This is a genomic window from Azonexus sp. (genome assembly GCF_036170495.1).
Lineage (GTDB): Bacteria > Pseudomonadota > Gammaproteobacteria > Burkholderiales > Rhodocyclaceae > Azonexus.
On record NZ_JAVHPH010000313.1, the window covers coordinates 1 to 9689 of the forward strand.

Genomic DNA, 9689 nt, shown 5'->3' on the forward strand with positions numbered 1-9689 from the left:
TGAGCGACTGAAGGGAGTTCCAGCGCGTGTAGGAAAGGTCGCCCATCGCTTCCCATCGGTCGGAAACCTGCTGCCAGACCGACAGAATGAAAGTGTCCGGCAACTTCAGGTCGGCTTTGACCGGGAGAGCGCCATTGAGCGTGCCTTCGAGGGTGTATTTGATCGATGAGCGATAGGAAAGACCGACGCGCATGGCGGGCGACAGTGTGAACAAGGCACCCACATTCCAGCCCCAGGCACTGTCATCTGCCTTGAGGATTACGCCCGTCTTGGTCAGTTCGCCATCGATGGACTGGTAGTTCAAGCCAAAACCAAGCGACACCTTGTCACTCACACGATAGGCAATGGACGGATTGATGTTGATCGTCTTGATTTCCGACTTGATGGCCTGCCCAGCCCCCACCCAACCGGCATCGTATTCAGTTGCCAGCCCGAACGGCGCCGAAACACCCAGCCCCAGGAAAAGGTTTTTCGTCACTTGCCCCGACAGGTAGGCGTTAGGCACCGCTGCCCAGCCGCCGGCGTCGCCGCCCGACTTTACGCCGAACTGATCGCGGTATTCGTAGCTCGGCCCGACACCTGTCACCCCGGCCGAAAGCTGGATGCCACTGCCCAGCTGCGTCATGCCGGCCGGATTGTAGAAAATCGTGCTGGCATTGTCGGCAACCGCCGCCGAGCCGGCATAGGCGTTACCCAGACCGCTGGCATTTTGCTCCATAAGCTGGAAGGCGGCGGCCGAAGCGACGCCGGAAAACGCAACCAGCAACAGGGCCGGAACGATACGCAGGGTCATTTTATTCATTGGATTGCTCCCTAACAGGCGGGGTAATTGGATAACTGACGGATTTTAATCCATTTTCGCCGAGTTTTCGGGCGGAACCGCGCGCTTCATTCCGTCGCCATCAATGGCCACGTAGGTCAGTTCGGCTTCAGTGACCTTGACGATGATCGGCGCGGCGTAATTGCGTTCGGCATAGACCTCGACCTTAACCGTGATCGAGGTGGTGCCGACGCGCACAATATCGGCGTATAGGCTGACGATGTCGCCGACCGAAACCGGCTGTTTGAAGAGGAAGGAATTGACCGAAACCGTGGCCACCCTGCCGCGCGCCCGGCGCATGGCGGGAATGGCGCCTGCCACGTCGACCTGGGCCATGACCCAGCCGCCGAAAACGTCGCCGTTCTGGTTGAGATCCGCCGGCATGGGCACGACGCGCAACGTCGAGTGCTTGCCGGGAAGAGAGATTCGATCGATGGTCATGACTTGTCCAAAACGCGATGCATATCAGGATTTTCCCGGAAAGCGGGGAGTTTTCATATACTCGCAGAAGTCACCTCACCCGCCAATCTCCGTCAGGCCCCGCCATGCGCCGTAGCACAGCCCTTCCCAAACCGCCCGCCGGACAACCTCTGCCGGAAACCCATGTGTGGCTGACCTTGCGCACACTGTTCCCTTATCTCTGGCAATACCGTTTGCGCGTTATCGCCGCGCTGTCCTGCCTGATCGGCGCCAAACTGGCCAATGTCGGCGTGCCGCTAATCTTCAAGGAGATGATCGATGGGCTGTCGGGCAGCGAGCAACGGCTGGCCTTGCCGGTCCTGCTGCTTGTCCTCTACGGCACGCTGCGCTTTTCGACTTCGCTGTTTCAGGAACTGCGCGAAATTCTCTTCGCCCGGGTCACGCAACGGGCCGTCCGGCAGGTCTCGCTGGAAGTCTTCCGCCATCTGCATGCGTTGTCACTGCGTTTCCATCTGGAGCGCCAGACCGGCGGCGTGTCGCGCGACATCGAACGGGGTAGCCGCTCGATTTCCAGCCTGATTTCCTACACGCTCTATTCGATCCTGCCGACGCTGGTCGAAATCGGGCTGGTCCTCGGCATCCTGTTCGTCAAGTACGACATGGGTTATGTCGTCATCACGATGATCTCGCTGCTCGCCTACATCGTGTTCACCATCAAGGTCAGCAACTGGCGCATCGACATCCGCCGCGCCGTCAATGAAAACGACTCGGCCGCCAACACGCGTGCGGTCGATAGCCTGCTCAACTACGAGACGGTCAAGTATTTCAACAACGAAGCCTGGGAAGCCCGCCGTTACGACGAGCAACTACTCAAATGGGAAGAGGCGGCAACGCGCAGCCAGACGACGCTGGCTTTCCTCAACCTCGGCCAGCAGGCGATCATCGCGCTCGGCGTCACGGCCATGATGTGGCGCGCAGCGAGCGGCGTGGTCGATGGCCGGATGACTATCGGCGATCTCGTGCTGGTCAATGCCTTCCTGATTCAGCTCTACATGCCGCTCAATTTCCTCGGCATCGTTTACCGCGAAATTCGCCAGGCGCTGACCGACATCGAACGGATGTTCAAGCTGCTCAACGAAAACCGGGAGATCGCCGATGCGCCGGATGCGCGCGACCTGCCCAGCGGCCCGCTGCAGGTTAATTTCGACGCCGTCGAGTTCGCCTACGAGCCAAACCGGCAAATTCTGAAAAACCTGAGTTTTGCCATCCCGCCGGGCAAGACAGTAGCCGTCGTCGGCCATTCCGGGGCCGGCAAGTCGACGCTTTCGCGGCTGCTTTACCGTTTCTACGACGTCACGGGCGGCGCCATCCAGATCAATGGCCACGATCTGCGCGCCCTGAAGCAAACCAGCCTGCGCGCGGCCATCGGCATCGTGCCGCAGGACACCGTGCTGTTCAACGACACCATTTTCTACAACATCAATTACGGCCAACCGGAAGCGAGCCGCGAGGAAGTCTTCGCCGCCGCCCGCGCGGCCCAGTTGCACGATTTCATTGAGTCGCTGCCGCTCAAGTACGAAACCCGCGTCGGTGAGCGTGGCCTCAAACTCTCCGGCGGCGAGAAGCAACGCGTCGCCATTGCCCGAGCCCTACTCAAAAACCCACCCATCCTGATTTTCGACGAAGCCACTTCGGCGCTCGATTCGGCGACTGAACGAGCCATTCAAACGCAGCTGGAACAAGTGGCCATCGGCCACACGACGCTCGTCATCGCCCACCGCCTGTCCACGGTCATGAACGCCGACGAAATCCTGGTCATGAACGAAGGGCGGATCGTCGAGCGCGGCAGCCATGCCGCGCTGCTGGCTGCCGACGGCACCTACGCCCGGATGTGGACACTGCAACAGCAGGAAGATCGCGACCAGGAACCGATCGCGCCGTGAAGGCTGCAACTTTGAGGCTTACCCGTGGCGGCGGGTTGTTGCCACTTGTCACCTTCTTGCTGCTGGCATTGGTTACGCTCGCCACCTGGCAGTGGCAGCTTCGCCTCCAGACGCAGGCCGAAGAGCTGGCCAACAACCAGGAGAGCGCGGCGATTACGGCCGAGATTCGCGACCGCCTGAATCTGCATGGCCAGTTCCTCCGCTCGCTGCAGGCCTTTGCCGCTGCAACGCCAACCCATGACCTGACAACGTGGCGGCATTTTGCCAAGGCCATGGCAACCGAGGGCAGCCTGGCCGGCATGTTTGCCTTCGCCTATGCGCCGGCAATGTATCGCGATGCCACGGGAGCATTTCAAAAATCGAGCCAATTTCCGGTTAACCGTGGGATGCTGCGGATATTCCCGAAAACCGACTCCCGGCTGGCCTTGCCGCTTGCCTATATCGCGCCGGAATCGCCCACCTTTGAGGCGGTGCTCGGGTTTGACCTGCTCTCCGAATCAGCGCGACGCGACGCCATCAACCGCGCGATGCTCTCCGGCAACGTTGCCATGACGGCGCCCATCGAACTCCAGCCCGACAAAGGCACGAAACGTCCGGGCTTCCAGATGCTTCACGCTATCTACCTCGAGCGCGGGCCAGCCGGCTCTCGCCACGCGAACAAGCGAGCCTTCGCCGGCGTCGTCCTCACGGCATATCGCTTCGACGAGTTCATGGCATCCTTCAAGCTCCCGCTCGGCAGCCGCTTTGTGTTGCAAATTTTCGACGAATCACTGGCCGGAGACAGCGCAAAATCTGCGCCAACGCTAATTTACAACTCGGCCCCCGGCCATAGCATCGGCGACACACCTTTACTGCATCACGAAATCGACTTCGGCGGACGCAACTGGATTCTTCACTTTCACCTGAGCCGCCACGGCCACACAGCACTTGATACCCCTGCGCTAGTTCTCTATGGCGGACTGCTCGGCAGCCTGCTGCTGGCGCTCCTGGTTCACCACCTGGCCACCCATCGCGAACGCGCCGAACGCTACGCCCGCGCCCTGACGCGTGAGTTGAGCGAACACCGCGACCATTTGCAGGAACTCGTCGACAAGCGAACGGCCAGCCTTGACGGCGCCTTGCAGCAAGCGCGCGCCGCCAATCAGGCCAAATCGGAATTTCTCGCCAACATGTCGCACGAACTGCGCACGCCGATGCATGCCATCCTCGGGTTTGTCGAGCTCGGCAGCCGACGCGCCGCAAATGGCGGAGATCCCAGAATCACTCAATACTTCCAGCGTATCGACCAGAGCGGACAACGCTTGCTCGCCCTGATCGACGAATTGCTCGACCTCTCGAAACTGGATGCCGGGCAAATGATCTTGCACCCGACAACATTCGACGTTGTTGCCCTGATTAAGCAGGTCGTCGCCCAGCTCGAATCGCTGCTAATCGATCGCAAGTTACAGCTCGACATCAGCAGCCAGGCAGCCAGCACTTACCTTACCGCGGACCCGGGCCGGCTTGCGCAGGTCATCTGTAACCTGCTCTCCAACGCCATCAAGTTTTCGCCGGAAGGCGGATGCATTCGTGTCACGCTATCGGAGGCCGAACTCCCGACCGGTCGGCGAGCCAGGGATTGCGGCTCGCAGGCGGGTCTGGCCATCAGCTTCATCGATCAGGGAGTCGGCATACCGACCGACGAACTCGAGCATATTTTTGAAAAATTCGTGCAGAGCAGCGCCACCAAGAATGGCGCGGGCGGAACAGGGCTCGGACTGGCCATTTGCCGGGCGATTGTTGCCCAGCACCGTGGTACGATTGCAGCCCACAACAATCCAGGGCCGGGCGCCTGTTTCGTCGTCACTCTGCCATTGAACTGCTGGATGGAAAAATCGGGACAACATGACTAAAACACATGTCTTGCTGGTGGATGACGAAGAACTCAACCTGGAAATTCTGGTCGAGTATTTCGAAGGAGAAGCCCCCTTCGTCCTGCACACAGCAGACAGCGGCGAATCCGCCTGGCAACTGCTAGTAAATCCGGAAAACCACTTCAAGCTTATTCTGCTTGACCGAATGATGCCCGGGCTGGACGGCATCGCTCTACTCAAACGGATGAAGAGCGACCCGCGCATCTCTAGCATCCCCGTCATCATGCAGACGGCCGCCAACTCCCCCGAGCAGATTCGCGAAGGCCTTGAAGCCGGGGCCTACTACTACCTAACCAAGCCCTACCGCAGGGACAGCCTGCTCGCCATCGTCCACGCGGCGCTGAGTGATGCGGAGGCGCGGAGTGCGCTCAGCCGGCAGTTGCACCAGCACATCAATTCGCTGCAGTTTCTTGATCAGGCTGAGTTTTCCATCCAAACCATCGATGAAGCCGCCCAATTAGCCTCCTTCATTGCCCATGCCTGCCCAAACCCCGAAGCAGCCGTTATGGGCATTTCCGAACTGCTCATCAACGCCGTTGAGCACGGCAATCTCGGCCTGGCCTATGCCGAGAAAAGTACTTTAAAACAAGAGGATCGCTGGCACGAAGAAATCAGCCGACGCGCCGCCCTGCCAGAAAATGCAAGCAAGGAAGTCCGCCTCAGCTATCGCCGCCAGCCTGATGCCATCACCCTTCGCATCTGCGACCAGGGGCACGGATTTTCCTGGCAAAACTATCTCGAAATTGATCCTAAACGCGCCTTTGACCCGAATGGTCGCGGCATCGCCATGGCCCGCATGCTGAGCTTCAGCAGCATCACCTATGAGGGCTGCGGCAATATCGCCGTCGCCACCATTTGCAGTGGTAAGAGAAACAGTGGTGAGCACCAAACATGACTTCTATCTCAAGCAAAATGAAGGTACTGGCGGTCGACGACAACCGTACCAATCTACACATTCTTCAGGTTTTCCTGAAAAAGCTCGGGCACGAAGTACTGCTGGCCGAAAATGGCGAGGAGGCCGTGCGCCGCTTCGCCGCAGAGTCCCCTGATCTGGTGTTGCTCGACATCATGATGCCGGTCATGGATGGCTTCGAGGCGGCGCGGCGAATCAAGGCGATGCCCCGCGACCGGTGGACGCCGGTCATCTTCCTGTCCGCGCTGAACCGCGACGAAAATCTGGTTGAAGGCCTTGATGCTGGCGCCGACGACTACTTGACCAAGCCAATCAACTTCGTCGTCCTCGAAGCCAAACTTCGCTCCATGCAACGTTCGCTGGCCTTGCAACAGGAGTCGATCGACTCGCTACGGCGCATTCAAGCCATCTCCGATAACGTCGTTGATGCCATTGTCACCAGCGATGAACAAGGCGTCATTGTTGCGGTCAACCAATCAACTGAGCGCATTTTTGGCTGGACTCCGGCTGAAATGGTAGGGAAAAATATTTCAATGCTCGCGCCCGAAGATGAGCGCGCGACGCATGGCATCCGGGCCCGAAATGATGGAGAGGGCAAGCCGCCAAAAAGCATCAGCCTTGAGCGCGAACTAGAAGCATTGCACCAGGATGGGCACCGGTTCGCAGCGACACTGACCATCTCCGAAATTGTTCTCGACAACCAGCGGATGAGGGTCAGCGTCATACGCGACATTTCAGAACGCAAGCAGACAGAACAAAAGCTTCGCGAAAATGCCCGCCAGTTGCAGGACTATTACGACCACACCCAAGCCGAACAGCACCTCGCCTTGGGCCTGATGGAAATGCAGCTACACCGCAAGGGTCTCCAGGACAGACGGCTACGCTATGCGGTCATCCCGGCTGAAAACTTCAGTGGCGACATCGTTGCCGCCAACCGTTCTCCGGATGGGCTTTTCTATGCCTTGCTTGCCGACGCCACCGGGCACGGTCTAACCGCAGCGATCAGCGTTTTGCCTGTGCTCGCCCTGTTCTACAGAATGACTAAACTCAATCGGTCAATTCGTGAAATTGTTCTCGAGCTGAATCAACAGCTTAAGGAATCCATGCCCATCGGTCGGTTCGTCGCCATTACGCTGGTTTGCCTCGATGAAACAGCAAAACAGGGCGACATCTGGGTTGGTGGCACCCCGGATGCGTTCCTGTTCGACCGATGGGGACGGATCGCCTGCACCTTTCCATCAGAGAATCTTCCTTTGGGCATCGTCAGCAACGACAAGCTTGGCGGCAATCCACAACATTTTTACTGGACCGACGAGAGCCAGCTGGTACTCTGCTCGGACGGCTTGCTTGAGGCAACCAGTCCAGAGGGGATTCAATTTGGTATTGAGGGACTGATAGCATCGACAGCCAATACCTCACCAACTGACCGCTTTGCAAAAATCGAGGCAGCACTGGCGTCTCATCAGAACAATGGTGTTGCTAGCGACGATATATCGCTAATGCTCATCGACTGCCCATAAATAGCAGCAAAAAGCAGGTAGACAAAAAAGGCCGGAATTTCCGGCCTTTTTTTATCACTACCGTATTAGGCAGCAGCTTCCTCGATTTCCACAGCCTCGGTAGGCTCCGGACGGTCGACCAGTTCGACAAACGCCATCGGCGCGTTATCGCCGACACGGAAACCACACTTCAGAATGCGAAGGTAGCCGCCCGGGCGGGTTGCATAACGCGGGCCGATTTCGGCAAACAGCTTGACCACGATATCGCGGTCGCGCAAGCGGTCGAAGGCCAGACGCTTGTTAGCCAGCGTCGGGGTCTTACCGAGGGTAATCATCGGTTCAACAACACGACGCAGTTCCTTTGCTTTAGGCACAGTGGTCTTGATAGCCTCGTGCTTAAGCAGGGAAACGGTCATGTTGCGCAGCATCGCCAAGCGATGGCTGCTGGTACGGTTCAGTTTGCGAAGTCCATTGCGGTGACGCATGGTTAATCCTTTCTATATTCTGCAGGCGTCCCTTGACCGCCCGGGGGAAAAGGCTTACACCTTCTCCAGACCGGCAGGCGGCCAGTTTTCGAGTTTCATGCCAAGCGTTAGACCGCGAGCGGCTAACACTTCCTTGATCTCATTCAGCGACTTACGACCCAAATTCGGAGTCTTGAGGAGCTCGTTCTCGGTACGCTGGATCAGATCGCCGATGTAGTAAATGTTCTCGGCCTTCAAGCAGTTCGCAGAACGAACAGTCAATTCGAGATCATCCACTGGACGGAGCAGAACCGGATCAACCTGAGCCGGTTTGGAAGCCTCAGCGACAGGTGCGGTACCCTCCAGATCAGCGAAGACGGAAAGTTGCTCCATCAGAACGCGGGCAGCGTAGCGGATAGCTTCTTCCGGCTCGACAACACCGTTGGTTTCGATATCGACAATCAGCTTGTCAAGGTCGGTACGCTGTTCAACGCGAGCGCTTTCGACAGCGTAAGCAACACGACGAATCGGGCTGAAAGAGGCATCGAGTACCAGCTTGCCGATGGACTTGGCATCGCCGAGATTGCGCATGTTGCCAGGAACGTAGCCGCGCCCCTTCTCAACCTTGATCTCCATGGACAGCTTGCCGCCCGTGGAGAGGTGAGCGATTACGTGTTCCGGATTGATGATTTCGACATCGTGCGGCAATTCGATATCGCCAGCACGAACGGGGCCTTCACCTTCCTTGGCCAATTTCAGGTTAACAACATCCCGATTGTGCAGCTTGAACACAATACCCTTGAGGTTAAGGAGGATGTCGACGACATCTTCCTGTACGCCGTCAATGGTCGAGTATTCATGGAGAACACCATCGATACCCACCTCGGTCGGTGCGTAACCAACCATCGATGAGAGGAGGATGCGACGCAACGCGTTGCCAAGGGTATGGCCATAACCGCGTTCAAACGGTTCCATGACTACTTTGGCTTGCACGGGCGAAACGCTCTGCACGTCGATGATACGGGGTTTTAGAAGTCCACTGCTTTGCATGGGCTAGATCCTCTGCTCAGTGCTTACTTCGAGTAAAGTTCGATGACGAGACCTTCATTCAGGGTCGCCGGCAGTTCAGAGCGTTGCGGCATGGCCTTGAATGTGCCCTTGCCTTCTTTGACATCCACCGAAATCCACTCGGGGAAACCACGAGACTCAGCAGCTTCCAGCGCAGCCTTACAACGCAGGGAAGCGCGAGCACGATCGGTCAACTGGACAACATCACCAGGCTTGACGATAAAGGAAGGGATGTTGACGCGCTTGCCATTGACCAGAACGCCATTGTGGCGAACGATCTGACGGGACTCGGAGCGCGAAGCACCAAAACCCATACGATAGGCGACGGAGTCCAGGCGGGCTTCGAGCAATTGCAGAAGGTTTTCACCAGTCTGGCCCTTGCGGCGATCAGCTTCGGCAAACGTCTTGCGGAACTGGCCTTCAAGAACGCCATAAACGCGGCGAATTTTCTGCTTGGCGCGCAGGTGAACACCATAGTCAGACAAACGTGCGCCAGACTTCTGGCCGTGTTGACCAGGAGCGTAAGAACGACGCTCGATGGCACACTTGTCGGTAAAACACTTTTCGCCCTTCAGGAACAACTTTTCGCCTTCGCGGCGGCACTGACGGCATTTCGGATCGAGATTACGAGCCACTTGTCTTTCTCCTT

General features: G+C 58.0%; 9 protein-coding genes. 4 read left to right on the forward strand and 5 right to left on the reverse strand.

The features are described 5' to 3' along the window. The coding region (locus tag ADADOO_RS11485) for an OmpP1/FadL family transporter (protein ID WP_511277647.1) at positions 1–802 on the reverse strand (802 nt) is incomplete at its 3' end. A gap of 45 nt (positions 803–847) precedes the next feature. Then, on the reverse strand, positions 848–1261 hold the full coding sequence (locus ADADOO_RS11490) for an acyl-CoA thioesterase (protein WP_511277648.1): 414 nt from the start codon (positions 1259–1261) through the stop codon (positions 848–850). Positions 1262–1365: 104 nt separating this feature from the next. Here ADADOO_RS11490 and ADADOO_RS11495 point away from each other — a divergent pair, with 104 nt between their 5' ends. Genes ADADOO_RS11495 through ADADOO_RS11510 form a run of 4 tightly spaced genes read left to right on the forward strand, consistent with a single transcriptional unit; the run spans position 1366 to position 7529 of the window. Beyond that, on the forward strand, positions 1366–3183 hold the full coding sequence (locus tag ADADOO_RS11495; RefSeq protein WP_511277649.1) for an ABCB family ABC transporter ATP-binding protein/permease: 1818 nt from the start codon (positions 1366–1368) through the stop codon (positions 3181–3183). Then, complete coding sequence (locus tag ADADOO_RS11500) at positions 3180–5075, forward strand: CHASE domain-containing sensor histidine kinase (protein ID WP_511277650.1); 1896 nt, start codon at positions 3180–3182, stop codon at positions 5073–5075. Before ADADOO_RS11495 ends, ADADOO_RS11500 begins: the two co-directional genes overlap by 4 nt. Beyond that, entirely contained in the window at positions 5068–5991 is a 924-nt protein-coding gene (locus ADADOO_RS11505) for a response regulator (protein WP_511277651.1), read from the forward strand. The genes ADADOO_RS11500 and ADADOO_RS11505 overlap by 8 nt, the downstream gene beginning before the upstream one ends. Continuing rightward, a complete protein-coding gene (locus tag ADADOO_RS11510) occupies positions 5988–7529 on the forward strand; it encodes a response regulator (RefSeq protein WP_511277652.1) in 1542 nt (513 codons plus the stop codon). The genes ADADOO_RS11505 and ADADOO_RS11510 overlap by 4 nt, the downstream gene beginning before the upstream one ends. A gap of 65 nt (positions 7530–7594) precedes the next feature. Here the strand turns inward: ADADOO_RS11510 and rplQ are convergent, their stop codons facing one another. Genes rplQ through rpsD form a run of 3 tightly spaced genes read right to left on the reverse strand, consistent with a single transcriptional unit; the run spans position 7595 to position 9675 of the window. Continuing rightward, positions 7595–7993: a 50S ribosomal protein L17 gene (gene rplQ, locus ADADOO_RS11515; RefSeq protein ID WP_226403545.1), complete on the reverse strand. Its 399-nt coding sequence runs from the start codon at positions 7991–7993 to the stop codon at positions 7595–7597. A gap of 54 nt (positions 7994–8047) precedes the next feature. Beyond that, positions 8048–9022 (reverse strand): DNA-directed RNA polymerase subunit alpha, encoded by a 975-nt coding sequence (locus ADADOO_RS11520; protein WP_511277653.1) that lies wholly within the window; start codon positions 9020–9022, stop codon positions 8048–8050. A gap of 23 nt (positions 9023–9045) precedes the next feature. Continuing rightward, entirely contained in the window at positions 9046–9675 is a 630-nt protein-coding gene (rpsD, locus tag ADADOO_RS11525) for a 30S ribosomal protein S4 (protein ID WP_511277656.1), read from the reverse strand. Between the last annotated feature and the right edge of the window lie 14 nt (positions 9676–9689).